Here is a 24,492-nt window from a genome sequence, read left to right on the forward strand (position 1 = left end):
GAAAATGCGGTTCGACCGGACATGCTCCGCCATATATGCAGATTTTTTGTTCCGGACTCGACCAGATAACGACGTTCGCTTCAACTGACCCGTCCGTCCGGTTCCGCCAGTAGCGGTCGATCGCGATCCCAGTCGGCCAAGCTGCTCGTACGGGAGTAAAATGGGAATTAGCGGCGGACGTCCTGATCGATCCGATCAAACGCGATCGAATTGCGGATGTGGTGCGCCGTAGAAGGCGCGCAGCGACTTTGGCGAGAAGCCTGGTCGATCGACGACGCCATAGCGTTCGCCTAGCTCGGCGGCGATCAGGGTCCCGCCGGTCAGCGCCATCATCTCCGGATCGTCCCACAAGGCGCTGATCACCCGACCGCAATAGTCGGGGCTTTCCATGCCCATGCCCTCGATCAGCTCGGTCGCGTCGCCGACGATCATCTCGGCGCGTTCGGTCTTCACATAGCCTGGCCACAGCGACACCGCGGCGACATTGTACGGCGTGAAATCCTCGGCATAGACCGAGGCGAGCTTATCGAGCCCCGCCTTGGCGGCATAATAGGCCGGATCGTGGACCCTGCCGTTGCCGTAGAAGGAAATGTTGACGATCAGGCCTCGCCTGGCGGCGATCAGCAGCCGCGCGGCATGCCAGGTCGCGACATGATGGCAGCGCAAGCCGACATCGATGATGTCGGCCAACTTGAGCGGCGCCTCCCAGAACGGGCGCGTGCCCATCTGGTCATGCAGCGACGCGGCATTGTTGACGAGTATATCGACGTGCCCGCTCTCGCGGCCGACCTGTTCGAACAGGGCGCGGATCGCATCGTCGTCCGCCAGATCGCTGGCCACCGCGATGCCCCGACCGCCCGCGGCGGTGACTTCGTCTGCCGCTTCGTGGATCGAGCCCGGCACCGGGATCCCGCCTGCGGATACCTGGGTGCCGCTGACCGTGGTGCGCCCCACGACATACACCGTCGCACCGCGCCGGCCGAGCGCAAGCGCGATCCCCTTGCCGATCCCCCGGCTCGCACCGGTAATGACGGCTACCAGATGCTGGTCCATCATTTCGGGAACCGCGTGACGGCGCGATTGACCGCCAGCAGATCCTCATTGTTGTACTTCGCGCCGAAGGTGAGGACGACCGCCATGCCTGCGTCACGGCGCGCCGGGCCGAGGTCGCGGTCCGCCAGCGTCAGTGCCTCGTGGAGCTGGTCGACCGTCAGGGCGGTGCAATAGGCCGGGCTGCCGGTCTGAATGCGCCAGGATCCGGCAATGCTGCCGGCATCGACCGCATCGAAACCGGTCGCTTCGACCAGCTCCATCGCGATCGCCTTGGCGGCCGCATCGTCGCCGGCTACCGGGATGGCGGTCCGTCCGGCCTCGCCCTTCGCCTTGCCATCCTTGCGTAGGGTGCCGGCCAGCACGGCGTTCCAGGCGCGCGTCACCGGGCGGCCGATCTGTTCGGCAACCCATTCGCTTTCCAGCTGGCCGTCGTCGATCGCCGCAATATGGCCGTCGCGCAGCGGATAGTAATTGGATGTGTCGATCACCGCCACGTCCGCGGGCACACTGGCCAGCAGGTCCTTGAGTGGCGGCATCTTGGCGAGCGGGATGGACAGGATGATCGCATCGACATCCTGCAGCGCTTCACTGCTGGTCACCGCCGTCGCGCCGGTTTCCTGCGCCAGATCGCGCAGCGTATCGGGGCCGCGCGAATTCGCCACCCGCACGTCATGGCCGGCGGCGCTGAGTTTGCGCACCAGAGTTTCGCCGATGAAGCCGACGCCGAGAATTCCAATTTTCATGACGCAGAGACTTTCGTTAAAGATGATGATTATTCACCGGGAGGGGATATCGACGGACGTACAGTCAGCCCGTCGGTGGCAGCGCAGGCCCCATGTCGATGGTCCTGGCCAATATTCCCGCGCTCAGTCCGGTAGCGGCCGGGCGCAGGCATCGAGCGTATCCCTGAGCAGGATCAGACTTTCGTCCGTCAGACGGCAGGCGGACTGGATCTTTCCCGAGACGCCCCAGACGTCGTCGCGCATCTGTTCGCCGGCCGGGGTCAGGTCGATCAGCACGCGGCGCTCGTCCTGCGCATCCCGCTGACGCGTGACGAGACCGGACAGGGCGAGACGCTTCAGCAACGGCGTGATAGTGCCGGTATCCATGCCCAGCTTCGCGCCCAGTTCGCCAACCGAGCGCGGCGTGCCCGCCATAAGCTCGAGCATCACCAGATATTGCGGAAAGGTCAGCCCGAGCGGCTCGAGGAACGGTTTGTGCATCCGCGCCACGCGACTGGCCGCGCCGTACAGCGCGAACGAAAGCTGTTGATCGACTTCCCGTCGAAGCGTGGCGTCATTCATGGTAGCGGTATATTCCCTTGTGCAACATTGTCTAGCGCCTTACTAAATCGCGGACCGATCCGCGCCCGCGATACGATCGCTCAGGAGTATCCCAGCATGACCGACACGAAACTGTTCCAGGACGTCGTCCGCGCGCGCCATTCCGTCCGGGCGTTCCTGCCGACCGTCGTACCTGATGCACTGATCCGTGAGGTACTGGTCGATGCGCAGCATGCGCCGTCGAACTGCAACGCCCAGCCCTGGGTGATCCACATCGTGTCGGGTGCCAGGCGCGATGCGATCAGCAAGGCGATCCTCGCCGCCGACGATGCCGGCCGGATCACGCCGGACTTCCCGTTCGCCACATCCAATTTTTGCGACGCGTACCGCGAGCGCACCGCCGCGCAGGGGAAAGCCTATTACGAGGCGATCGGCGTCGCGCGCGAGGACTTCGACGAGCGGCGCACCGCGTCGCAGCTCAACCTCTCGTTCTTCGGCGCGCCGCATATCGCATTGCTGTTCATGCCGGTGGTCGGCGAGAACGAGGTGCGTGTCGCCGGCGATCTGGGCATGTACGGCCAGACCTTCCTGTTGTCGCTGACCGCGCACGGACTTGGGGGCATTCCGCAGACGATGCTTGGCTTCTACGCCGATACGATCCGCGAAGAGCTGGGCATCGACCCGTCGTTCAAGATGCTGTTTGGCATTTCGTTCGGCTACCCGGATCCAAATTCCGCGGCGAACAGCTATCGCATTGAGAAGGTCGCGATCGAGGAGAGCGTAACCTTCCACAGCTAACGGTATGGCCCGCGGAGGCGGAGGCATCGGGCGGCGACCACGCCGGTAGCTCGCGCCGACCCCGCGACCCGAGTTCAAAAGGTTGCGAAAGCAAGCAGCGACCTACGGCACGGCGAGGAATCCCTCGGTCCTGGCTCTCGAAGAAGTTCCCGATCCCACGCCATGTGACGACCGGTTCTAGTGCGGGTCGAAACCTTTGGGAGAGGTAGCAGCCGACCAAATCACGCCACTCAGCGAACGAGGGGCGAACGGCTGCTCATGACGAGGGCTGTCGTTCGCGTGCACCAGCTGGATCGACCGCAATGTCCCAATCCCAGCCCGTCGCAGCCCGACCCATTAAGACTCTCAGCAGCCAATTTTTGATCCCCAGCTGCTGACGGTCCGCTATCCCGGCAGGTGTCGATCAACGCAAGCCTTTCCACGGCACGCGCGTGAAAGGCCGCTCTTGCCGGAACCCGCCATTCCTGTCCCTTTGAGCGGTCCGGCAGCAGCGCGCCCTATGTAAGCCATTCCCGGCGAAACCTGCGCACCCCAAAACCGGTCGTCCGTTCATATGCTTAGCCGCGAAGCCGTGTAGGACATCATAGGGATTTTCCTGTCACGCGGCCGTTGGCGAACGATTCGAGCGTAGCCGCTGGTCTGCGTGTACGATCAACGACCGATGATGCTCGCCTCAGTTGAGGACCATCAGCCTCTTATACTCGAAACCACCCACCTGCGCGCGCTGATCCGGAACAACCAAGGATCGTAAAAGGTTACGTCGACGAACCATCCGAGAGGCCTGATCTATGACCGACTATGCTACCGCGACACCGATCCGCTACCAGCCGTCGGTCGAGAAATCCGAGGCCGACGAAGCCGAGACAATCAAGGGGCTGTCGGAACAGCTCCATGGCATTCAGGAGACGACGCTCAAGGACTTCGGCCATGCAATCCGTGCGGTGCACGCCAAAGGCCATGCGATCGTCCGGGGGCGGCTGACCGTCCTTGATGGGCTCCCTGTGCATCTTGCCCAGGGGGTGTTCGCGGCGCCTGGCGCGTATGATGCGATCCTGCGTTTCTCGACATTGCCCGGCGATATCCTTGACGACAGCGTCAGCGTTCCGCGCGGGCTTGCCCTGAAGATCCTCGATGTGGCGGGCGATCGGCTTCCCGGTTCCGAGGCGGCATCGTCGCAGGATTTCGTGCTGGTCAACGGACCGGCGTTCGCGTCGGCGACGCCCAAGGCTTTCCTCGCCAATCTCAAAATGCTCGCATCGACGACGGATAAGGCTGAGGGCTTGAAGAAGGCGTTTTCGGCAACTCTCCAGGCGGTCGATGCTGTGCTTGAGACGGTTGGTATTGCCAGCCCCACGGTGCAGACACTGGGCGGCGCACCCAACACCCACCCGCTGGGCGAAACATATTATACCCAGACGCCCTTCCGCTATGGCGACTATATCGCCAAAATCAACGTCGCGCCGGTCTCGCCAAACCTGACGGCTCTGACCGGAGACAAGGTCGAGACATCCGATCGTCCCGACGCCCTGCGCGAAATCATCCGCGAAACGATGATCGAAGCGGGCGGCGAATGGGAACTGCGCGTACAGCTGTGTACCGATCTCGACACGATGCCGATCGAGGATGCGTCCAAAGTATGGGACGAAAAGGCAAGCCCGTACGTCGTGGTCGCGCGGATCAGGGTCGAGCCGCAGATCAGCTGGGAACATGGAACCAGCGATCATCTGGAGGACGGTCTGTCGTTCGGGCCGTGGCACGGCATCACGGCGCATCAGCCGCTTGGCGGTGTGAACCGCGCGCGCAACTCGACCTATGCCAAATCGGCGGATTTCCGCGGCCAACGTAATGGCTGCCCAATCCGCGAGCCAAAGTCTCTGGCCGAGCTCGAAGGATAAACTCGTCGTGCCGCCCGGTCGACATAGTCGGGCGGCACACCTGAATTCGCGCTTCTGTCATGAACGCGTCCCAAGGCCACGGTCTGGAAATTCCCAATTCGTTCGCGCTGTATCTTCAGCATCGACACAGAGGAGAAAATGAGTGCTTTTTCACACGATGGTCGGATCGAACGACATTGAGAGGTCGAAGCGGTTTTACGATGAATTGCTCGGCGTCCTGGGCGTGAGCGCGGCAACGCTGAACATCGCGGACAGCGGCCATACGCGCCTGTTCTACCGTAATGAAAATGGCACCAATTTCATTGTCACGCAGCCTATAAACGACGAGCCGGCGACAGTGGCAAACGGGAGTACCGTCGCCTTTTCGTGCGATTCACCGGAGCTGGTAAAACGGTTCCACGACGTCGCGGTCGCTGCCGGCGGCACGTCGATCGAAGCGGCGCCGGGGCCGCGCGAGACGTCAGGGATGGGAACGATTGAACTGGCGTATGTTCGGGACCCCGACGGCAACAAGCTTTGTGGAATCCACTTCCCGGCATAAGTCCCACGGCCGGTCAATGGCTTCCGGCGGCAGTCGACCAATGCCAGTCCTTCATCGGTGTTGTGCCCGCGCCTGAAAGCCGACATGCTAAGGTAGTGGTGCTTTCATGACCTGGGCGCACTGGCTCGAGATTTCTGGGAGGATATCGTGGAGCTTACCCGCCGATCCCTACTGGCGCTGGCTGGAGCTTCACTCATCCCTGTAGCGCCTCTCCGCGCGAGCGATGGGATTTCGGTCCCCTCGGTTGAGCGGCTCGAGCTAACGGTATTGATCGACAGCACAACCGGCGTCTTCGGTATGCCCGTCAGTCTGCCCGGCCTCCATGTCATGCCTCCGCCGCCTACCACCGACTATCGCACAGCTTTCGCCGGCCAATGGGGTTATTCGATGCTTGCGACCGCATTCGCTGGCGGGAAATCGCACAAGATTCTGATTGATTTCGGGTACACGTCGGCGGCGCTGCTGAACAATATGCTGCTGCTGGGGATCGCGCCCGAGACGATCGACGCGATGGTCCTCAGCCATGGCCATTATGATCATTTCGGTGGGTTGGATGGCTTCCTGGCTGGTGGGAAGGTCCGGCATGGTACGCCGCTGTTCGTCGGCGGCGAGGAAGCGTTCTGCGCGCGCATCCGGGGCACGGACCCGGATGGCCCCTCGTTCGGGGCTATCGATCTTCCGGCTATTCGAAAAGCCGGACTGGATATTGTCGTTTCGGGAGAGCCCAAGCTCGTTGCGGGATCCGGATTCACCACGGGCAAGATCCCGTTTGTGTCTGCCGAGCATCCGCGTGTGCCCACTGCCATGCTGCCGGGGCAGAATTGCGATCGCGCTCTGCTCGATCCGGCCAAGCGCGACAAGACCTTCGTGGTTGATGACGCCGAGCATGAGCTTGGTACGGCCTTCAATGTAGCGGGACGCGGACTGGTGGTGATCGGGTCGTGCAGCCATCGCGGTATCATCAACACGGTACGGCGTGCGCAGGCGGTTTCGGGTGTCGATAAAATCCACGCGATCGTCGGCGGTTTCCATCTTATTCCACCGCAAACCCGCGATCAGGCGCTGGCAACGCTCACCATGATGCAAGCCTTGGCTCCGGACTACGTCATTCCCGGCCATTGTAGCGGAGAGGCGTTCATCTCTGCCGCGATGGCGGCAATGCCGGAAAGGGTAATTCGCTCGGTTGTTGGAACGCGCTACATTTTTGGTATCGCCTGACGTTTGCCACCAGCAGCAGATTGGACAGCTCGCGACCAAAATTCGTCGTTCCGAGGCGATGAAGGGAATGCCCGCTTACGCCGAAACCGGTCTTTTCAATTTTTACAGCTGCAGAGCAGCTATGCGCTCCGCGAATGGTCGTTCACCGACAGCGCGGATCGAGAAAACCAGTCGTTCGTTCATCGGCCTATGAGCGCATGACGGATGGCTGGATTTTGGTGAGTGAATAGTTTGCTCATTGTCCTGCCGCCTTCACTTCAACCGTCATTACATCAAAGTCGAGCGCCAGTATCGCCGTTTGCGATATCACATCGTTTCCAATTGCGCCATTATCGCTGGCGCCGCTGCTGACATCCATTTTCTGGGCGTGAAGTGGAGTGCCAGCGAGCATGTAATCCAGTTCAGGAATTTTACGCCGCCTCGCGACGAACGTACCGCCAGCCCCGCCAACTCTTCCATCTTCCTCAAAAATGCTGGCATGCTGTTCAGGTGTTAATAAGGCTAACGCCGGAACTCCCAACTGGCTGGCGTTCGCGCCGGAATCGAGGAATATCCCCTGCACGCCCTTCTGCGTGGATAGCGCCAGTCCCAGCCCGCGTTCATCCCAATACAGACGCGTGGCAACCGACGACGACGTCTGGTTCACCTTCGGGCCGGTCTTACCAAGGGCCAGACGAGTTCCGTGGTCGAGCCATGCAACCTGGTGAAAAGCCGCCAGCGCCGGCAGTCCCAGGATACCGGGCAGCACGTTCCCATCGGGAAGACGCAGCATCGCGTCGGGCAGCACGAGCACCGGCAGATGCGCGATGAGCGCCGTACCGATCGTCAGCCGATCGATCATCGCAAATCGACCTTCGACCTTGATTGTCGTGGAAGTCCCGATCGGCGCAGATCCCGTCACCATGCGTAGGTTCAGCTTCTTGGCCTCGCTTTCTGCGACGACTGAGATTTCCGCGCCGCTATCGACCAGCCAGGAAGATGGCGTATCGTTTGCAGAGACCCCGATCATCGATAGCCCTACCTTGGACCGAGCCAGCGGTGGGGTGACCGATCCCGTGGCCGAGACCGAAGGCTCATTTTGGAAAGCCTCGGCGATGGCGAGGTCGGATCGATCCTCGGCATCGCCGGAAAGCTCAACAGAAAGGCGACAGGCTGCCACCCGTCGCTCTCCGCCGACCAGCACCCCAAGATTAAGGCATAGCCGATGGGCCAGCATGGCCCGCTGCGCAGCGGGAGCGTTCGGATGTCGGCGAAGCCAGGTTTCAATGGCGCGTGCCTCCGGGTCACCGCCAATTTCGGCGCGATATGCCAGACGACCCGCCTCGTCTTTGGGCGAAGGAGCATAGGGATCAGGTTGCGGAAGGGCATGGGTAATCGCGGCGAGCATAAGGATGGATAACATCGTTTGCGTCCCTGTATGTGGCTAAGGAGCGGTCAGGCGGGATCGGCGGGGTATGCGACCAGGGGTCGTTCGATTGCTGCCGCGGCGTGCAGCGCAGTCGTATCGAAAATCGGGACAGGGCTGTCTTCGGGACCGATCAGCAGCATGATCTCGGTGCATCCAAGGATGATCCCTTCCGCCCCGGCATCGACCATCCGTGCCATAATGTCCCGATAGGCAGCGCGAGAGGCGGCATCGATCTTCCCCGCGACCAGTTCGTCGTAGATGATGCGGTGGACCGTCGCACGGTCCTGCTCCTCAGGAACGATGACGCTGAGTCCGTGCCGTTCAGTGAGCCGCCCTTTGTAGAAATCCTGCTCCATAGTGAAGGCGGTTCCAAGGAGTCCGACCGTCTTCAACCCGGCAGCCTTGATGGCCTCGGCGGTTGGATCGGCGATGTGCAGCAGCGGTATTTGGACGCCGGCTTCGACGCCCGGCGCGAGCCGATGCATCGTATTCGTGCAGATCAGCAGCAAGTCGCACCCGGCCGTTTCCAGCCGACGGGCGGCATCGACCATCATCTCGCCCAGTGCGTCCCAATCCCCGCGATGCTGAAGGTCCTCGATTTCCGAGAACTCGAACGACCACAGCAGGCAACGGGCCGAGGCCGTAGGGCCAAGCCGATCGCGCACGCCTTCATTGAGTATGCGATAGTATTCCGCCGAACTCTCCCACGACATGCCGCCTATGAGGCCGATCATCAGCATGCTTTCACTCCATCCGACAGGCATGACTATTTATGGCCGGATGGACGCGCGATCACGAACATTGCGCGCGCCATTTCCACCCAAAGGCCGTTGCGATCCCCATCGCGCGCATAGACCTGGTTCATGCTGTGCGTGGCGCCGGGCACGTAGGTGAAGTCGGCATGGCCGCCCACCTTGTCATACGCGGCTTCCAGGCGCCGGACGGAACCGTCGAGATAGTTTGAATCGGCCGTACCAACCGAGACATGTACCTTCCCGTCGAGATCCTTGCGAAGGCGGTGCCAATCGCGCTCGATCCGGTATGCGATGTCGTAATGGCTGCGCCAATAGGCCACCACTGCAGGATCGACCGCGCCGGTGATGCGATCGAACATGGGCACCGGCGTGCCGTCCGCACCCCGCGGCGAGAAGACCCATTCGAACGAGCGGAATTGCCCGCCGTCACGCCCGAGGACGGCTTCCAGACGTGACTGCTGCTCGATGGTCCGCCGCACCTTGCCACCGGCGCGTTCCAGCGGACGCGCCGCGCCGCTCGTGTCATGGTAGAGGTTGGCGCCTGCCGCGTAGAGATCCACGCCGATGAAATCGTGGAAGTCGGACGGGTCGGGCGAAGTCGGCCAGGCGCCGCCGAACATCTCCGGATGACTGACAATGGTCCAGAGGGCGAACCATCCGCCGGAGCTATGCCCGGTCAGGAAGCGACCGGTCGGCCGGGCGTCCATGCGATATCGCGCCTCCAGCGTGGGGATCACGTCCCGGATCAGCGCCTCTCCCCAAGGCCCGTTGTTCAGGCTGTCCGCGAACTCCGTCGTGCCGGTCGGCGACGAGAAGTCGAGCGCCACCCAGATCATCGGCGGGATCGCTCCTGTCTCCATCAGATGCCATTGGCGGGACAGTTGCTGGCCATCCAGCGTGTGCGTCGCGCCGAACCCGCCGGCGGTGTAGACCACCGGATAAGTCACCCGTGCCTTCGCGTCGTAGCCGGGGGGTGTCAGTACCCATGCATTGATCGTTTGGGGAATACCACGGAAGCGGGTCAGCGACGGCGACACGATGCGTTCGTCGTGCAGATGCTCACGCGAAGCTGCAATCTGCGCAACGGCAGCCGGGGGATAACCCGCCGTGTCGAACTGGCCGGGGCCGGGACCGATGGCATGATCCAGAGCGATCTCGGCGGGCGATGCCAGAGGAAGACGGACAGTCACGACGTTCGAGACAAGATCACCTGGGCCTCTGCCGGCATAGTTGTAATCGCCGTTGCGATCGAGAACGGCTTGCACGCGATAGTCGCCCGGCGGCAATGAGGCGAAACCCATGGGAAATGCGAGGTCGTCCGTGTCGATGACGGCACGGCGATCGGTGCCGAAATCGGAGACGTCACGAGCCGCGACTGCGACCTTCGCGTCAGGATCGCCTATGTCCACGGCATCGACGTTCGCATCGGCAGCCCGCTCCCGTTCGGCAAAGATCAGCAGCCTGCCCGGCGCATTGCCCTCGACGATCGCTGGAAGTGTCACTGTGATCCGTGTTTCGGGATGTGCAGCGCCCATCAGCCACAGCGCGCCGAACATCAGGCACATCGGACGGGCAAGCGATCTGACAGGAAAAGCTCTCATTCTTCTCTATTCGCTGCGCAGGGGAGATCGGTCACACCTGGTCGTCATACCATTACCGTGTGTCGCGCAACCGCGGGCCCCCTTATGCCCGCGCGGGAAGGGCGGAAGGATAAGACGCGTTCGGCTCCGGACAGCGCGGACGTGCCCGGGGCGTGAACGCGCTGTCCGTCAGGGCTTGCGTGCGAGGCCGGCCATCAGGACGTACTTGACCTCGACATATTCCTCGATGCCGTAATAGCTGCCCTCGCGGCCGTAGCCGGAGTGCTTGACGCCGCCGAACGGGACCGAGGCCGTGCCGACCGCGCCGGAGTTGAGGATGACCATGCCCGACTCGATCTCCTGCGACAGACGGAACGCCCGGCCAAGGTCCCGCGTGAAGGCATAGGCGACAAGGCCGTATTCGGAGTTGTTGGCGCGTTCGATCACCTCCTCCTCGGTGTGGAAGCGGTAGATAGGCATCACGGGCCCGAATATCTCGGTCTCGGCCATGGCCGCATCGTCGCCGATGTCGGCAAGGATCGTCGGTTCGTAGAACAGTCCGCCCAGACTGTGCTGCCTGCCGCCGATGACGACGCGGGCGCCATGGCTGCGGGCATCGTCGACAAGGCCCGCGACTTTGTCGAAGCCGGTCTGGTTTACGAGCGGGCCGACTACGAAGTCCTCGCGCATGCCATCGCCGACCTCGATCCCGCCGACCCGTTCCGCCAATGCGTCCACGAAGCGATCGTAGATCGCGTCATGCACGTAGAAGCGGTTGGGAGAGATGCAGACCTGCCCCGAGTTGCGCAGCTTCGCGGCGACGGCGCCGGCGATGGCCTCGTCGAAATCGGCGTCGTCGAAGACGATGAACGGCGCGTTGCCGCCCAGTTCCAGCGTCATCTTGGTCAGCGTCGCGCCGCTCGCGCTGGCAAGCAGTTTGCCGACTGCGGTAGAGCCGGTGAACGAGATCTTGCGGATGCGGTCGTCACCGGTGAACAGTGTGCCGATTTCCTTGGGATTGCCGGTTACCATCTCGAACACGCCCGCCGGGATGCCTGCCTTTCGGGCATAGTCGAGCAGCTTGTAGGCGGTGAGCGGCGTCTCCTCGGACGGCTTGATGATCATCGTGCAGCCCGCCGCGAGCGCGGTCGCGATCTTGCGACAGATCATCATGAACGGGAAGTTCCACGGGGTAATGGCCGCAGTCGGTCCGACCGCCTGCTTGATGACCATCACCGACGAACCTGCGGCGTGGGTCGGGATGGTGTCGCCGTAGACGCGCTTCGCCTCCTCGGCATACCATTCGATGAAGCCGAGACCATAGTCGATTTCGCCGAGTGCTTCGGAGAGGCACTTGCCGTTCTCCTGCACCATGATCTCGGCGAAAGCGCGCTTGTCCGCCTTCACCAGATCGAACCACGCCCGTAGCAACTCGCTGCGTTCCTTGGCGAGCCGGCGCGACCATGCGGGAAACGCCGCGCAGGTGCGATCGATGGCTGCCCCGACCTCGGCGACGGAAAGTTCGGGCGCTTCGCCGACGACAGAGCCGTTGGCCGGATTGTAGACGGTAATCATGATTTCACCTCATGCTGGAGTTTGGATACGGCGACGGGAAGGCGGTGGAACCGCGCGTGCTATTTCGGCGGCGCCTCGCGGCGGAATTTCATGCCGACATGGTGGAGGACGCCGTCGATGAACGTGCCGTCGGCTTCGAAGCCGGTGTCATCCCAGTATCGGATGCGCGGGCCATCGACCTCGTAACGGCCCTGATAGGCGCTTTTCTGGTTGCCTCCGGCCTCGTCGTAGCGGCCATCGGGCATGAGTTCCTGGCGAATGTAACCGTCCGCCGTGACCCACAGTCCGACGACCGGCGAGGGGTCTGTATCCGTCATTTTTCGATCTCCGCGCTCGGGCTGCGGGAGCGGAAATAGATATACCACCGCGACACATCCAATATATCGTGTGTCATTGGTGATACGTTCGATATATCACGTCGACCATGGAACTCAGACACCTCAGATACTTCCTCGCCGTCGCCGAGGAGCTCAATTTCCGACGCGCCGCCGAGCGCCTGGGCATCGCGCAGCCGCCGCTCAGCTCGCAAATCCACGACCTTGAGCGAGAACTGGGGGTCTCGCTGTTCCGCCGCGTACCGAAGGGTGCCGAACTGACAGAGGCTGGCGCCGCGTTTCTTGCCGAGGTGCCGGCCGCCTTCGAACAGGTCGAGCGCGCCGTTCGCATGGCCCGGCGCGGGGGGCGCGGAGAGGTCGGTCGTCTTCGCGTGGGCTTCACCGGCTCGACCCTTTTCAACGGCATCGTCCCCCACGCCATCCGGGAATTTCGGCGCGCCTTCCCCGAGGTGGAGCTGGAGCTTGAGGAACGGAACAGCATCCACCTGCTCGACCGTTTGACACACCAGAGGCTCGATGCGGTCTTCATCCGGCCGGGCGAGGATGCGCCGACCGGCGTGACGCTTCTGCCGCTCCCTTCGGAGAGCATGATGGCGGTCGTGCCGGCGGAGCATCCCCTGGCAGGCAAATATGCGATCGAGCTTGGTGAACTCGCCGACGAGCGCTTCGTGATGTTCTCGCGGGTGCTGGGACCGGCGCTCTACGACGAAGTCATCGGCGCCTGCCGCGAAGTCGGCTTCGAACCGCAGATCGGCCAGATCGCCTCCCAGATCACTTCGATCGCCAATCTCGTGGCCGTCGGCATCGGCGTCTCGATCGTGCCTGAACATGTGGCGAATGCGGCGGTGAGCGGGGTGAATTACCTGCCCATAAAGGGCAGGGCGCCCACCGCGAGGAATGCACTGGCGACGAGGATGGACGATCGCAGCGTGATTACGAAGAACTTCAGGACGTTCGTGCGGCAGGCTGGCCGGCGGCCGTAACGGCTCAGGCCGCCGCTGCTTTGGATCGCCGGCGCGCGCCGCTGACCGTCAACGAGACGGCCGAGATCAGGAAGTAGAAGGCGCCGAAAGCGGCATAGGGCGCGATGTCCGTGATGCCGACCGGCGCGGCGCCGGCCGCCTTGCTCAGCATGTGCGCGCCCGCGAGGCCCGACTGCGCGCCGCTCAGGATCATCGCCCACTGCGCACCGTAGGACTTCCAGCGGCGCACGCCGGTAAGGAGCTGGAAGAGGCCGGAAAGAATCGCCCACACGCCGAAGATCTGGAGCACTGCGTGCATGCCGTGCGGCAAGGTTACGGCGACGGCGACCGCGGTCACGACGCTGACGAGGAAGTTGAGCATCTGGCTCTTGTTCTTTACAAGGCCACCGCTCCGACTGGCGTCGAGATAGTTCGCAGCGGCGTCCCAGGCGGGGTAGGCGACCAGCATCACCGCAGCCAGCGGCGGCATGCTCTTCGCGGCCGTGAACGCGAGCGCGACCCAGGCGGCCGATACGGCAAAGCGCAGATAGTAGTAGGTCTTGAGCCAACCGCGATCCGGGGCGGTCGCTTCGATGACGGTCTTCATGGCGGCATTCCTTTTCTGGAAAATGAGGACGCAGGCTTCCCTTCCCGAAAATCGGGTTGGCCGTTGCGGAGTGGATGTTTTTCCCGAGGCCGGGCCGCCTTGCGATCGGCCGGCGCGGGGTGGCTAGAGGCGGAAGCGTCGCGGCAGGCCCCACCGCGCCGCGGCGGCCACGGCGGCGCACCCGGCGGTATACCAGACCACGACATACAGCGGGTCGTTGAACGGGCAGCAGAAGGCGAAGACGAAGGCTCCGCATGCTCCCGCCGCGATGCCCGAGGCGAGCGCGCTGAGCCTTGGCTGGGTCGGTGCGGCCCTGCGCATCAGCGCCCCCAGCAGCAGCGCGACCGGAAGCGAGAGCACGAAGATCGAAACGGCGCACATCACGCCTCTCGCCGGATCGATGCGATCCAGCAGGGCGCGCTCGCCCATGCCGTCGGGGGTGACGAACGCGCCGCCCACGATCGCTAGGATCGCTACTGCACAGGCGAGCATCAGCCCTTTTCGGGGCCGCGCGGTGGGCGCGAAGGAGCGCAGCGCCAGCACGCAGGCGATCACCGCCAGGATGCCGAGGCTTCCCACCCGCCAGATCAGAAACGGCGAGCCGGTCATGTGGTCCATGTCCGGCCGCATCACGCCCATGGCTTGGAACAGCGCCAGTTCGGCAGCGGCGAGCGCGAGGACCAGCCCGCCTTCGCGCAGCATGTTCCTGCGCCGCACCGGCGCGAGATCGGACGACAGGTCGAGGATCAGGGGTTCATGCGACATCGTGGGTCTTCTCGATGATGGCCGTCAGGCGCTGGAGCCCGCGGTGGATGTTCATTTTCACCGCCGACGGGGAAAGGCCGGTCTGGGCCGAAGCATCCTCGACGCTGTATCCCTGCACTTTGACCAGCAGGATCGCCTGCGCCTGCGCGGGCCGCAGCCCTTCGAGCAGGCCGGCGAGCACGGAACTGCTGACCACCGACGCCTCGTGGTCCCCGACCGCGACCTCGTCCGACAGCGCCTCCACCGGCCGCCGCGCCAGGCTGCGCAACTGGTCGACCCATTTGTTCTTGGCGATCGCCGCCAGCCAGGGGGTGAGCGGATACTGCGGGTCGTAGGTGTGGCGTCGCCGGTGAACCGCGAGCAGCGTCTCCTGAACCGCATCGTCGACGTCGCCCGGCGGGAGCCGCCGCTGGAAGTAGCGGGTGAGCCATTCGGACATCTCCGCCAGCAACCGGCGATACGCGCCGCCATGTCCGTTCTGGGCGGCCACCATCAGGCTGCCCCAGCTGTCCGCCGCCGTCCGGGGCGGCTGCGCGCGACCGGGCTGCCGCGCGCTCGAAGCCGGCTTTGAGATCAATCTCGAGAGAAAGTCCGAACCCATGACTGCTTATTCGCGCGCGGGGAAGTTTCGGTCACTCGCCGCCGAATTTTTTCCAGGGCGTTCGCCGGACGGCGGAATGACGCCGCCGGGAAGGTCGTACCTGGCCGCACCTGATCCTTCGCTTCGGCGGGCGCCGGGCATGGCGTTATTCAGCCTTATCCGGATCGCCGCGAACGCGCGCGAATGGGCGTCCAGACGCACTAGCCCGCGGGCCTGAGCGTTTTCAGCGCCAGTGCGGCGATCTGCGCGGCGGCGAGCAGGGACTCCGCCGAAGCCCCGTCCCTGGCCTGAACCGACATCCCCTGCACGACGGATCCGACGTAGCGCGCCCAGGCGGCGCAATCCGCGTCGGCCCGCACTTGGCCCCCGGCGATGCCGCGTGCCAGCCGCTGTTCGATCCTTTCCATACTCTCGGCGCGCAGAGTGCGGCCCAGCATCGTCAGTTCGGCTTCGGCGGCGCCGGTCGAGGGCGTGGCGATCATGCAGCCGGGCGTGCCGACGGTTCGCGCGAACGTCGTTGCCGCATCCCGCAGGACGCGTTCGACTGCGACCAGCGCGTCCGCTTCCTCGTCCAGAGCGCGCGCCGCGAACCCGCCGATCGTCACACGGTAGCGGTCCAGCGCCTCCTTGTAGAGCGCCTCTTTCGAGCCGAAGGCGGCGTAGAGGCTCTGCGCGGATATGCCCATCGCTTCGGTCAGCATGGGAACGGACGCCGCCTCGTACCCCGCCGCCCAGAACATCTGCATCGCCTTCTCGAGAACCTCGTCCCGGTCGAAGGCACGGGGCCGGCCCCGCCCTCGCTTATTTTCCACAACGATCATTGTTGTAATTATCCGCTTTGCCATTTATTAGAACGGTCATTGTTATATATAGCCGAAAGGACGAACATGGCCAATACCCCTGATTTCGCACGCTTCCACGCCCTTCACGACATCTTCCGGCCGGAGGCGGTTTCGGCGGAGACCCATGCCGTCAATGACAGGCTGGCCGCGACGCTGGCATCGCTGACACCGCCGGCCGATTTCGCCGCCGCGCGCGCACCCTATTCGCGAGGGGAGGCGGGCCTGCCGCCGTTCCCGCGATCGCCGCGCGCGCGCACGCTGGAAATCGCCGGGCCGGCCGGTCCGGTGACCCTGCGCATCATCGCGCCCGATAGTCCGCGCGGCGTCTATCTCCATGTCCATGGCGGCGGTTTTACGGTCGGCAGCAACGATACCTGGGATGGCCTGCTCGAAATGTTCGGGCGCGAGGCGGGGATGGCATCGGTCTCCGTGGCGTACCGCCTCGCGCCGGAAGATCCTTTCCCCGCCGGCGTCGATGACTGCGTTGCCGCCGCACTGTGGCTGATCGACAATGCGCAGACCGAGTTCGGCGTCTCGTGGCTGGCGATCGGGGGCGAGTCGGCTGGTGCCAACCTCGCCGTCTCGACGCTGGTGCGTCTGCGCGACATGGGAAGGGGCCGTGCGTTCAGCGCGGCCAATCTCCTGTTCGGCTGGTTCGACGTATCGATGACCCCAAGCGCCCGCGCATCGAGCGGCACGCCGTTTGTCGATCATGCCAACCTGCCGATCTATGCGGCCGCCTACGCCTGCGCCGCAGATCTGCGCGATCCCGGCGTCTCTGCGCTCTATGCCGATTTGAGCGACCTGCCGCCGGCGTTCGTCACCGTGGGCACGATCGACCCGCTGCTGGACGACAGCTTGTTCATGCATATGCGCTGGCAGGCGGCCGGCAACCCGTCCGAGCTTGCCCTGTACCCGGGCGGCAATCACGGCTTCAACGCCCTGGAAGGCGATCTGGCCCGGGCGGCGAACGAGGGCATGGCACGATTCCTCGACCGATCCTGCCGATCGGCCTGACGGTTCGGCACGGCATGTCCCGGTCGGTTTTCCCGTCGCTCCGGCTTGCGGCCGGATCGGTGGCCGACCGGGCCGCCCCTTTGCCGAGACGATCATCGATCCGGATTTAATATGATCATCGATCCGGATTTAATATCAGGACTGGGCGCGTTTTTCTTGCAGTGCGAAAATACGCGCCCTATTGATCTCCTGCCGGAGGGATGACCCGCCCCGGTCGTAGGCGTTAACGTCAACCAACGCGCCATCAAGAAAAGCCGTGGCTTTCCTTTGCAGGCGCGCATCGTGACGAACGTCCATTCTCCCAATATCCACTCAACATCGGTGCTGTCGGCGCGTCCGAAGCCATGGCGGAGCTACATCATGTCCAAGTCGTCCCCCGATGGTCCGGGAGGGGCGCATGAACGCGCGCCCGAACTGGCCGACCTGCTTCCGATCCTGCAGCGCATCGCCGTTGCGCTCGAACGTCTCGCTCCAGCCAAGGCGGAGCCGAGCGATCTGCACGCTCACCCGGGCTATTACTGGGCCGGGCTCGAAGGCAGACTGATCCCGGTGCCCGCGATCGACCATGTCCCGCTATCGGCCCTGGTCGGGATCGAGCCGCAGAAGGCCGAGATGCTTGCGAACCTGCGCGGTTTCGGGGCCGGCGCCACCGCCAACCACATGTTGCTGTGGGGCGCGCGCGGGACCGGCAAGAGCTCCCTGACCAAAGCGGCGCACGCGGCGATCCATGCGGAAACGCAAGGGCGCATTGCCCTCGTCGAGGTGCCGCGATCCGACATCGAGACACTGCCGGGCCTGCTTGAACGGATATCGGGTGTCGACCGCCGTTTTCTGCTGTTCTTCGACGATCTCTCGTTCGACGACGGGGACGGCGGCTACAAGAGCATGAAGGCCGTGTTGGATGGCGGCATCCGGGGTTGCCCGGCCAACGTGCTGCTCGCCGTCACATCGAACCGGCGGCATCTGCTGCGCCGCGAAATGATCGAGAACGAACGATCGTCCGCGCTTCACGCCAGCGAGGCGGTCGAGGAGAAGGTTTCGCTGGCCGACCGGTTCGGCCTCAGCCTGGGCTTCCACAACGCCGCGCAGGACGATTATTTGGCGATGGTGATCGGTCACCTCGGACTCCTGGCGGACGCGTTCGAAGCCGATGAGCTTGTGCGCGAAGCGGAGAACTGGGCAAGGCGTCGGGGTTCCCGGTCAGGTCGTGTGGCGGTGCAGTTCGCCCGTCATGTCGCTGCCCGGCAAATGGCGGCGGCCTGATGCCCGCTCCGCGGAAAGGAACCGCCGGGCGAGGGGCCCTCACGGCGCGTCGATGAGACCTGCCGACCGGGGCCCCGGTCGGCATCATCACCAGGTCAGCAAATCGCTGCCTGCTCATGATCCTGCGCCGCCGGCGTCTCGATCATGGCGCTCTTCGTTCTCGTCAGCCCGTTGTTCGGTGCCTCACACAGGGTCCGGTACGACGAGAACCGGTACGCGCGCCTGCTCCAGTACCTCCCAGCAGATCGACCGGTCGGTAAGCCGCCTGAACCAGGACAGGTGCCGGTGGCCCAGGACGATCGCTTCACATTCCCACTCCTGCGCGGCGCTGAGGATCGTCTTGACGGGAGTGCCGCTCAGGACATGGCCCGTTGCGTCGATGTCCCTGTCGCGCAGGCTTAGAGCAACCTCGTGCACGAGTTCAACGGCCGCCTCATGTTCCGTCGCAGCGGCTGGGAAGTCCACCTCGTCGGCCCCGTCGGGTATCCCGTCCAGATAGTAGGCGGGATCGACGACGCACAGGACACGTACAGCCGCGTCGCAAGCAGTGGCGAGACTTGCGGCAGTGGCGATGATCGCTCCCGTCCGGTGCGATCCATCGACGCAGAGCAGTAACTTTCCAAGCATCCTCTTGACTCCCGCAATTCAATATGGCTGTAGAACACCCAAACATCCTATGTTAGGTTGAATCTATGTTTATGGCCGTCGCACCATATTGTCAAAGGGACGAGAGCCTCCGTCAGAAAGGGCATCCGTCGATGGAAAGCAGCGGACATTTTCGGGCTAGTGCCGGCGTCGCCAGGATTGCCGGGCCGGCGTGACAGCGTTGCCAACTCCAGGCTCCGCGCCAGTCCCCGGGCCTGCGCCATTCTCGCCCCGCATCGCCGCCGGCATGGTGGGCGTGCTGCTGGCTGTACTGGTATCGGGTTTCAACGATCACGTTACGGGCGTCGATCTCACCGACATCCGCGGTGCGCTCGGCATCGGTCACGACGAGGGCACATGGCTGACGGCGCTTTACAATGCGTTCCAGGTGTCGGCGATGGCCTTCGCGCCGTGGTGTGCCGTGACCTTCTCGCTGCGGCGCTTCACTATCACGATGACCGGCCTGCTGGCGATGCTCGCTGCCTTGGCGCCGTTCATGCCGAATTTGCCCAGCCTTTATGTGCTGCGCGCAGTACAGGGCTTTGCCGGCGGCGCGTTGCCGCCGATGCTCATGACGGTCGCGCTGCGCTACCTGCCGCCCAATTTGAAGATCTATGGTCTCGGAATCTACGCGCTGACCGCAACGACCGGACCGAACATCTCCACGGCGCTAGCAGCCTTCTGTTTCGAGATATTCGGATGGCGCGCGGTTTTCTGGGAGGCGATCCCGTTCTGCACGGCGAGTATGCTGCTGGTGGCCTATGGCCTGCCCCAGGACCCCTTGAAACTGGAGCGGTTCCGCCAGTTCAACTGGCGCGGCGTCGTGCTCGGCCTGCCGGCAATCTGCATGCTGGTCATAGGTTTGTTGCAGGGGGACCGGCTGGACTGGTTCCGCTCGCCGCTGATCTGCCACTTGTTCGTCGGCGGCATCTTCCTGTTTGCGATGTTCCTCGTCAACGAATGGTTTCATCCTCTTCCGTTCTTTCGGCTTCAGATGCTGCGTTCGCGCGACGTGACCTTTTCGCTGATCGCAGTGGCCGGGGTGCTGGTGCTGGCGGTGGTGAACCTTGAAGTCCCCGCCACCTATCTCATGGAGGTGCGTGGCTACCGGCCGTTGCAGATTATACCACTGTCGCTGGCGATCGCGCTGCCACAGCTTTTCGCACTGCCGCTCGTGGCCGCGCTCTGCAACATCCGGCGTGTCGATTGCAGATGGGTGATGGCTGGCGGTCTGCTGTTGATGGCCGCCTCCGCCTTCGGCACCAGCTTCGTCACGGCAGACTGGTATCGCGGCAATTTCTATCTGTTGCAGGCTTTTCAGGTCTTCGGACAGCCCATGGCGATCATCCCGATCCTCATGTTCGCGACGATGAAGCTCGCGCCGACAGACGGACCGTTCGTCTCGGGCATGTTCAACATGACGAAAGGTTTCGCCAACGCCATTGCTGCCGGCCTGCTCGGCTTCCTCGAAACATGGCGCGAGCATACCCATTCAAATATCCTGCTCGACCGATATGGCGGCGCGATGCCGACCCTGCACGCGCTGGGCATGGCCCCGGAGGATCTCGCCGCCCTTGCGGAGCGGGTGCATACGCAGGCGGTGGTCCTGACCGCCGCTGACATCAACCTGGTTGCGATCGGCATCGTCGCCGGCCTCCTTCTCCTCCTCCTCCTGCTGCCTCCACGCGTCTATCCGCCCGCTTCCGCGAGCGCCTCGACGCCGGTGGCGCGCTGACCTGCGGAACGACCCATGCAACGGAAAACCAAACTAATCCTCGGCGGGAGTGTCGCGCTCTGCGCGGCCGCCGCCATTTCTGTCGATTTTCTTCTGGTCGATTACGGCCGGAGCCAATGGACCAACGACGCCTACATCAGCGCCGATTTCTCGGTCGTCGCCCCGAAGGTCGGCGGGCTCGTAGACCGGGTCGCGGTGGAGGACAATGAGCGCGTCCGCGCCGGACAGGAAGTCGCCCACATCGAGCACAGCGATTATATCGTTGCCGTCGAAGACGCCGAGGCGGCCCTCGTCGCAGCACAGGCCAAGGTCGACAATCTGACCGCGAGCATTGCCCGCCATGAGCCTGTCATCGGCCAGCAGGAGGCGACGGTCCGGGCCGACACGGCGGCCCTCCGCTTCGCGCGCGCCAATGCGACACGCTATCACAATCTTTCTGCAGGGGGGGCAGGCACTGTCGAGCAGCAACAGCGATCAACGTCGCAGCTTGAACAGGCTTCGGCGAACCGGGACCGCGACGTGTCGGCCGTAGCCGCCGTGAAACATGAAATTCCCATTCTGGAAGCGCAGCGCCGCGAGGCGGTCGCCAGCGTGAAGCGCGCGGAAGCAACCCTCCGGCAGGCCAGGCTCAATTTGCGCTACACGCATATCCTTGCCCCGGTCGACGGCATTGTCGGCCAACGCAGCGTGCGGGTGGGGAATTTCGTGAACCCGGGCACGTCCCTCCTCGCCGTGGTGCCGCTTGAGAAAGCCTATGTGATCGCCAATTTTCAGGAGACCCAGCTCACTCATGTTGCGCGAGGGCAGCACGCGCGGATCGCCGTGGACGCCTTCCCGGGCCAGCCTCTTCGCGGGACGGTCGACAGCCTGGCGCCGGCCAGCGGAATAGCGTTCTCCCCGATCCCGCCGGACAATGCGACGGGGAACTTCACCAAGGTCGTGCAGCGCATCCCCCTGAAGATCCGGCTTGATCCCGGTCAGCCGCTTGTTCGGCAATTGAGGGTCGGGATGTCCGTCGACGTCGACCTCGATACGGGCAGCCCTGGCATGCCGCAGGCAACTCATGGCGGGATGGGGCGATGAAGGCCGAACGCGTGAGGCGCGTCGCCCTTCATTTCATGATTGCGGGTAGTCTGCTCCTGAGCGGGTGCATGGAGGGACCGGACTGGCACAAACCGGTGGCGACGCTTCCGCCAGCCTTCGCTCCGCCGGTCGGCGACCCCGCCGCGAGCCAGGCGGAGGCGAGCGACGCGGATCCCGCCTGGTGGAACGTCTTTGCCGATCCGGAACTGACGTCGTTGGCCAGCAGGGTAGCTGCCGCCAATCTGGACGTAGCGGAAGCGACGACGCGACTGTCCCAAAGTCGGTCCGCGCGCCGGATCGCGGGCAGTGCGCGATACCCCTCAGTCAACGGCAACGCCTCTTACGCGCGTGAGCGGGCAAGTCCGAACGGCGTGCTTGGACTGTTGGGAACGACCGAGCGTCAGAGCAGTGAAACGGTCGCCAATGGGGGGCCGGGTTTCGGACCGGCTGCGATACCGGGCGGCGATGGATCTCCGCCTTTCGATCTGTGGCAATATGGCTTCGATGCCTCATGGGAACTCGATCTGTGGGGCGGGGTGAGGCGCGGGGTGGAGGCGTCAGATGCCGCGCTCGAGGCGTCCAGCTATGCCCGGCGCGGTATTCTCGTCACCGCGCTCGCCGAAACGGCCCGGGACTATCTCCAGCTACGCGGAGTTCAGGCGCAGATCGCGATCACGCGGCAAAACCTCGACATTGCGACACATACCCTTTCGCTGACGCAGCTCCGTCTGGCCAACGGTGCCACGACCAATCTCGACGTGGCGAATGCCGGGGCTCAGGTGTCTGCGGTTAAGGCCGTGCTGCCAGCGCTTTTGCGCGACGAGGCGCAGCTCATCAATGCGCTGAGCCTCCTGCTCGGCGCCCCACCTCGCGCGCTTGCCGCGGAACTGGCGGTCGCAATGCCGATACCATCGGTTCCGTCGCGCTTTCCGATCGGTCTGCCCTCGTCGCTCGCACGCCAGAGACCCGACATTCGCGAAGCCGAAGCGCGACTGCACGAGGCGACGGCCCAGATCGGCGTCGCCAAGGCCGACTTCTATCCCCGCATCACCCTTTCGGGCAGCCTCGACATCCAGGCCCTGCAACTCTCCAACCTGGGAACCTGGGGCTCGCGGCAATTTGGCTTCGGCCCCGCGGTAAGCCTGCCGATCTTCCAGGGCGGCCGCCTGCGCGGGACGCTGGAATTACGTCAGGCACAGCAGAAACAGGCGGCGATCGTCTATCAGCGGACCGTGCTACAGGCCTGGCACGAGGTGGATGACGCGCTGACCGCCTACAATGCGGCGCAGGATCAGCGTGACCAGTGGCAGGAGACAGTGCGGCAAGCCAGGATCGCGCTCGCTGCGGCCGAGGCCCAGTATAAGCAGGGCGCGATCGATTTCCTGAACGTCCTGACTGTTCAGGACCGGCTTCTGACCAGCCAGCGTTCGTACACGCAGAGCAGTACCGAGACTGCCGTTGCCCTTACCAGTCTATACAAGGCTCTTGGTGGCGGTTGGCAAATAGATTTCCCTGCACAGACCACTCGGGCGAACAGCCCCTCGTTGGTAAAATGGGATCATCGGATGTAAGAGAGCAGCCGGAAAACAACATCGGGCTCAAATGTCACCAACACCACCTCTTCCCCAAGCGCCGCGAAGATCGCTCGTCGACACCACGATCGGCCTCATTCGCGCCCAGATAGAGAGCGGCGCCTGGGCGGTGGGTGAACGTATTCCGCGAGAACCTGACCTGGCCGACATGTTGCAGGTCAGCCGAAACACGGTTCGCGAGGCGATACGCGTCCTTTCTCACGGAGAAGTGCTGGAGGTCCGGCAAGGCGATGGGACTTATGTTCGGTCCAGCGTCGATCCGGGGGAGATCATGCGCAGGATCAACCATTCCAGCCTTCGGGATCATTTCGAATTGCGCGCCATGCTCGAAACGGAAGCCGCGCGTCTGGCCGCAGCCCGTCGCACGGAAGAGGATCTCGAAAGGCTCAACAATCTGCTGCAAGCACGCGGTGATGTGCTTGCAGAGGGAGAGTTGAGCGATTTTTTGGATCGCGACCTTGCTTTCCACGCTGCAGTCGCCGCCGCCGCGCACAACACCGCGTTGGCCGAACTCTATCGTTACTTTTCAACGTCTGTTCGTGAAAACACACGGATGGTTCTTACAGAAAAGGCACTGCCGGAGCCACGGGCGGAGGACCATGCTCGCATAGTGCGGGCCATTGAGCGCCGCGACCCTGACGGGGCCGCGAAAGCGGCGCATGCGCTTGTCGCTCCGATGCTTCACAAGCTTGCTGAAATTATTGATGCTTGAGCGCAGTTAGCAATTAATGGTTTTCTTTGGCGAGATGGCGGCCAAATCGAAGAGTAACGGTCTCAAGCATCCTCCTTAGCCCGGATCATACTGGGTTTTTGGAGTCTTCTGAATATCACCTTGCACCCGGCGATGAAGCTGGAAGTGCTTTCATATCAGACCTCATACCCGACGCTGCCGACTGCGCCTCGCTCGGCAAGTCGCTCGAGAGCGATCACGAGCCGGTG

General features: G+C 63.7%; 24 protein-coding genes. 11 read left to right on the forward strand and 13 right to left on the reverse strand.

Translation table 11 applies throughout. The annotated features are described in order from the left end of the window. Positions 1-195: 195 nt before the first annotated feature. The 3 genes from PMI02_RS03405 to PMI02_RS03415 form a co-directional block, all read right to left on the reverse strand. On the reverse strand, positions 196-1,053 hold the full coding sequence (locus PMI02_RS03405) for an SDR family NAD(P)-dependent oxidoreductase (protein ID WP_238538966.1): 858 nt from the start codon (positions 1,051-1,053) through the stop codon (positions 196-198). Next, positions 1,053-1,796, reverse strand: coding sequence for an NADPH-dependent F420 reductase (locus tag PMI02_RS03410; protein ID WP_007678766.1), 744 nt, complete (start codon positions 1,794-1,796; stop codon positions 1,053-1,055). Before PMI02_RS03410 ends, PMI02_RS03405 begins: the two co-directional genes overlap by 1 nt. 123 nt (positions 1,797-1,919) lie before the next feature. Next, positions 1,920-2,357, reverse strand: coding sequence for a MarR family winged helix-turn-helix transcriptional regulator (locus PMI02_RS03415; protein WP_007678768.1), 438 nt, complete (start codon positions 2,355-2,357; stop codon positions 1,920-1,922). On the opposite strand from PMI02_RS03415, the gene PMI02_RS03420 reads away from it, so the two are divergent. The 4 genes from PMI02_RS03420 to PMI02_RS03435 all read left to right on the forward strand — a co-directional run bounded on the left by PMI02_RS03420 (position 2,322) and on the right by PMI02_RS03435 (position 6,788). Continuing rightward, positions 2,322-3,134 carry a nitroreductase gene (locus PMI02_RS03420; RefSeq protein WP_238538967.1) on the forward strand — a complete coding sequence of 271 codons (813 nt, stop codon included), beginning with the start codon at positions 2,322-2,324 and terminating at the stop codon, positions 3,132-3,134. The genes PMI02_RS03415 and PMI02_RS03420 overlap by 36 nt on opposite strands. A 788-nt stretch (positions 3,135-3,922) precedes the next feature. Continuing rightward, complete coding sequence (locus tag PMI02_RS03425) at positions 3,923-5,029, forward strand: catalase family protein (RefSeq protein WP_007678772.1); 1,107 nt, start codon at positions 3,923-3,925, stop codon at positions 5,027-5,029. A gap of 157 nt (positions 5,030-5,186) precedes the next feature. Next, complete coding sequence (locus PMI02_RS03430; protein WP_202948598.1) at positions 5,187-5,570, forward strand: VOC family protein; 384 nt, start codon at positions 5,187-5,189, stop codon at positions 5,568-5,570. Positions 5,571-5,837: 267 nt separating this feature from the next. Beyond that, on the forward strand, positions 5,838-6,788 hold the full coding sequence (locus PMI02_RS03435) for an MBL fold metallo-hydrolase (protein ID WP_238538968.1): 951 nt from the start codon (positions 5,838-5,840) through the stop codon (positions 6,786-6,788). Positions 6,789-7,023: 235 nt separating this feature from the next. On the opposite strand, the gene PMI02_RS03440 is transcribed toward PMI02_RS03435, so the two are convergent. The 5 genes from PMI02_RS03440 to PMI02_RS03465 all read right to left on the reverse strand — a co-directional run bounded on the left by PMI02_RS03440 (position 7,024) and on the right by PMI02_RS03465 (position 12,423). After that, positions 7,024-8,190 (reverse strand): retropepsin-like aspartic protease, encoded by a 1,167-nt coding sequence (locus PMI02_RS03440; protein ID WP_007678779.1) that lies wholly within the window; start codon positions 8,188-8,190, stop codon positions 7,024-7,026. 32 nt (positions 8,191-8,222) lie between these two features. Beyond that, positions 8,223-8,936 carry an aspartate/glutamate racemase family protein gene (locus tag PMI02_RS03450; RefSeq protein ID WP_007678781.1) on the reverse strand — a complete coding sequence of 238 codons (714 nt, stop codon included), beginning with the start codon at positions 8,934-8,936 and terminating at the stop codon, positions 8,223-8,225. A gap of 26 nt (positions 8,937-8,962) precedes the next feature. Beyond that, positions 8,963-10,507 carry an esterase family protein gene (locus tag PMI02_RS03455; protein WP_238538969.1) on the reverse strand — a complete coding sequence of 515 codons (1,545 nt, stop codon included), beginning with the start codon at positions 10,505-10,507 and terminating at the stop codon, positions 8,963-8,965. 213 nt (positions 10,508-10,720) lie between these two features. Next, positions 10,721-12,106 (reverse strand): NAD-dependent succinate-semialdehyde dehydrogenase, encoded by a 1,386-nt coding sequence (locus tag PMI02_RS03460; RefSeq protein ID WP_007678784.1) that lies wholly within the window; start codon positions 12,104-12,106, stop codon positions 10,721-10,723. Positions 12,107-12,165: 59 nt separating this feature from the next. After that, on the reverse strand, positions 12,166-12,423 hold the full coding sequence (locus PMI02_RS03465; protein ID WP_036502075.1) for an Atu4866 domain-containing protein: 258 nt from the start codon (positions 12,421-12,423) through the stop codon (positions 12,166-12,168). A gap of 107 nt (positions 12,424-12,530) precedes the next feature. Between PMI02_RS03465 and PMI02_RS03470 the strand changes: the two genes are divergently transcribed. Continuing rightward, positions 12,531-13,424: a LysR family transcriptional regulator gene (locus PMI02_RS03470; RefSeq protein WP_007678787.1), complete on the forward strand. Its 894-nt coding sequence runs from the start codon at positions 12,531-12,533 to the stop codon at positions 13,422-13,424. A 4-nt stretch (positions 13,425-13,428) separates the two neighbouring features. On the opposite strand, the gene PMI02_RS03475 is transcribed toward PMI02_RS03470, so the two are convergent. The 4 genes from PMI02_RS03475 to PMI02_RS03490 form a co-directional block, all read right to left on the reverse strand. Then, positions 13,429-14,010 carry a DUF308 domain-containing protein gene (locus PMI02_RS03475; protein ID WP_007678789.1) on the reverse strand — a complete coding sequence of 194 codons (582 nt, stop codon included), beginning with the start codon at positions 14,008-14,010 and terminating at the stop codon, positions 13,429-13,431. Positions 14,011-14,133: 123 nt separating this feature from the next. After that, on the reverse strand, positions 14,134-14,775 hold the full coding sequence (locus PMI02_RS03480; protein ID WP_007678793.1) for an NrsF family protein: 642 nt from the start codon (positions 14,773-14,775) through the stop codon (positions 14,134-14,136). Continuing rightward, positions 14,765-15,268 (reverse strand): sigma-70 family RNA polymerase sigma factor, encoded by a 504-nt coding sequence (locus tag PMI02_RS03485; protein WP_036502101.1) that lies wholly within the window; start codon positions 15,266-15,268, stop codon positions 14,765-14,767. The genes PMI02_RS03480 and PMI02_RS03485 overlap by 11 nt, the downstream gene beginning before the upstream one ends. Before the next feature lie 308 nt (positions 15,269-15,576). Next, positions 15,577-16,188, reverse strand: a complete 612-nt coding sequence (locus PMI02_RS03490; protein ID WP_202948599.1) for a TetR/AcrR family transcriptional regulator — start codon at positions 16,186-16,188, stop codon at positions 15,577-15,579. Between the two features lie 75 nt (positions 16,189-16,263). Between PMI02_RS03490 and PMI02_RS03495 the strand changes: the two genes are divergently transcribed. Together PMI02_RS03495 and PMI02_RS03500 are read left to right on the forward strand one after the other, a co-directional pair. Next, positions 16,264-17,235: an alpha/beta hydrolase gene (locus PMI02_RS03495; protein WP_007678801.1), complete on the forward strand. Its 972-nt coding sequence runs from the start codon at positions 16,264-16,266 to the stop codon at positions 17,233-17,235. A 282-nt stretch (positions 17,236-17,517) separates the two neighbouring features. Further along, positions 17,518-18,498 (forward strand): ATP-binding protein, encoded by a 981-nt coding sequence (locus PMI02_RS03500; protein ID WP_238538970.1) that lies wholly within the window; start codon positions 17,518-17,520, stop codon positions 18,496-18,498. A 183-nt stretch (positions 18,499-18,681) separates the two neighbouring features. Here PMI02_RS03500 and PMI02_RS03505 read toward each other — a convergent pair whose 3' ends face one another. Next, positions 18,682-19,125, reverse strand: coding sequence for a universal stress protein (locus PMI02_RS03505; RefSeq protein ID WP_007678808.1), 444 nt, complete (start codon positions 19,123-19,125; stop codon positions 18,682-18,684). 265 nt (positions 19,126-19,390) lie between these two features. Between PMI02_RS03505 and PMI02_RS03510 the strand changes: the two genes are divergently transcribed. The 4 genes from PMI02_RS03510 to PMI02_RS03525 are packed head-to-tail and all read left to right on the forward strand — an operon-like array spanning position 19,391 to position 24,265. Beyond that, complete coding sequence (locus PMI02_RS03510) at positions 19,391-20,878, forward strand: MFS transporter (RefSeq protein WP_007678811.1); 1,488 nt, start codon at positions 19,391-19,393, stop codon at positions 20,876-20,878. 15 nt (positions 20,879-20,893) lie between these two features. Then, positions 20,894-21,961: an HlyD family secretion protein gene (locus PMI02_RS03515; protein WP_007678814.1), complete on the forward strand. Its 1,068-nt coding sequence runs from the start codon at positions 20,894-20,896 to the stop codon at positions 21,959-21,961. After that, the gene (locus PMI02_RS03520; protein WP_007678817.1) at positions 21,958-23,532 is read left to right on the forward strand and encodes an efflux transporter outer membrane subunit; all 1,575 of its coding nucleotides are present in this window, start codon (positions 21,958-21,960) and stop codon (positions 23,530-23,532) included. Before PMI02_RS03515 ends, PMI02_RS03520 begins: the two co-directional genes overlap by 4 nt. Positions 23,533-23,563: 31 nt before the next feature. Beyond that, the gene (locus PMI02_RS03525; protein WP_007678820.1) at positions 23,564-24,265 is read left to right on the forward strand and encodes a FadR/GntR family transcriptional regulator; all 702 of its coding nucleotides are present in this window, start codon (positions 23,564-23,566) and stop codon (positions 24,263-24,265) included. The last annotated feature ends 227 nt before the right edge of the window (positions 24,266-24,492 follow it).

Source organism: Novosphingobium sp. AP12 (genome assembly GCF_000281975.1).
Lineage (GTDB): Bacteria > Pseudomonadota > Alphaproteobacteria > Sphingomonadales > Sphingomonadaceae > Novosphingobium.

Coding starts and splice junctions, on each gene's coding strand:
- PMI02_RS03425 (WP_007678772.1), top strand. CDS start 3,923: ATGACCGACTATGCTACCGCGACACCGATCCGCTACCAGCCGTCGGTC.
- PMI02_RS03460 (WP_007678784.1), bottom strand. CDS start 12,106: ATGATTACCGTCTACAATCCGGCCAACGGCTCTGTCGTCGGCGAAGCG.
- PMI02_RS03485 (WP_036502101.1), bottom strand. CDS start 15,268: ATGGTGGCCGCCCAGAACGGACATGGCGGCGCGTATCGCCGGTTGCTG.
- PMI02_RS03405 (WP_238538966.1), bottom strand. CDS start 1,053: ATGGACCAGCATCTGGTAGCCGTCATTACCGGTGCGAGCCGGGGGATC.
- PMI02_RS03515 (WP_007678814.1), top strand. CDS start 20,894: ATGCAACGGAAAACCAAACTAATCCTCGGCGGGAGTGTCGCGCTCTGC.
- PMI02_RS03415 (WP_007678768.1), bottom strand. CDS start 2,357: ATGAATGACGCCACGCTTCGACGGGAAGTCGATCAACAGCTTTCGTTC.
- PMI02_RS03465 (WP_036502075.1), bottom strand. CDS start 12,423: ATGACGGATACAGACCCCTCGCCGGTCGTCGGACTGTGGGTCACGGCG.
- PMI02_RS03470 (WP_007678787.1), top strand. CDS start 12,531: ATGGAACTCAGACACCTCAGATACTTCCTCGCCGTCGCCGAGGAGCTC.
- PMI02_RS03495 (WP_007678801.1), top strand. CDS start 16,264: ATGGCCAATACCCCTGATTTCGCACGCTTCCACGCCCTTCACGACATC.
- PMI02_RS03525 (WP_007678820.1), top strand. CDS start 23,564: ATGTCACCAACACCACCTCTTCCCCAAGCGCCGCGAAGATCGCTCGTC.
- PMI02_RS03450 (WP_007678781.1), bottom strand. CDS start 8,936: ATGCTGATGATCGGCCTCATAGGCGGCATGTCGTGGGAGAGTTCGGCG.
- PMI02_RS03505 (WP_007678808.1), bottom strand. CDS start 19,125: ATGCTTGGAAAGTTACTGCTCTGCGTCGATGGATCGCACCGGACGGGA.
- PMI02_RS03430 (WP_202948598.1), top strand. CDS start 5,187: ATGGTCGGATCGAACGACATTGAGAGGTCGAAGCGGTTTTACGATGAA.
- PMI02_RS03455 (WP_238538969.1), bottom strand. CDS start 10,507: ATGTTCGGCGCGCTGTGGCTGATGGGCGCTGCACATCCCGAAACACGG.
- PMI02_RS03510 (WP_007678811.1), top strand. CDS start 19,391: ATGGTGGGCGTGCTGCTGGCTGTACTGGTATCGGGTTTCAACGATCAC.
- PMI02_RS03475 (WP_007678789.1), bottom strand. CDS start 14,010: ATGAAGACCGTCATCGAAGCGACCGCCCCGGATCGCGGTTGGCTCAAG.
- PMI02_RS03480 (WP_007678793.1), bottom strand. CDS start 14,775: ATGTCGCATGAACCCCTGATCCTCGACCTGTCGTCCGATCTCGCGCCG.
- PMI02_RS03440 (WP_007678779.1), bottom strand. CDS start 8,190: ATGTTATCCATCCTTATGCTCGCCGCGATTACCCATGCCCTTCCGCAA.
- PMI02_RS03410 (WP_007678766.1), bottom strand. CDS start 1,796: ATGAAAATTGGAATTCTCGGCGTCGGCTTCATCGGCGAAACTCTGGTG.
- PMI02_RS03520 (WP_007678817.1), top strand. CDS start 21,958: ATGAAGGCCGAACGCGTGAGGCGCGTCGCCCTTCATTTCATGATTGCG.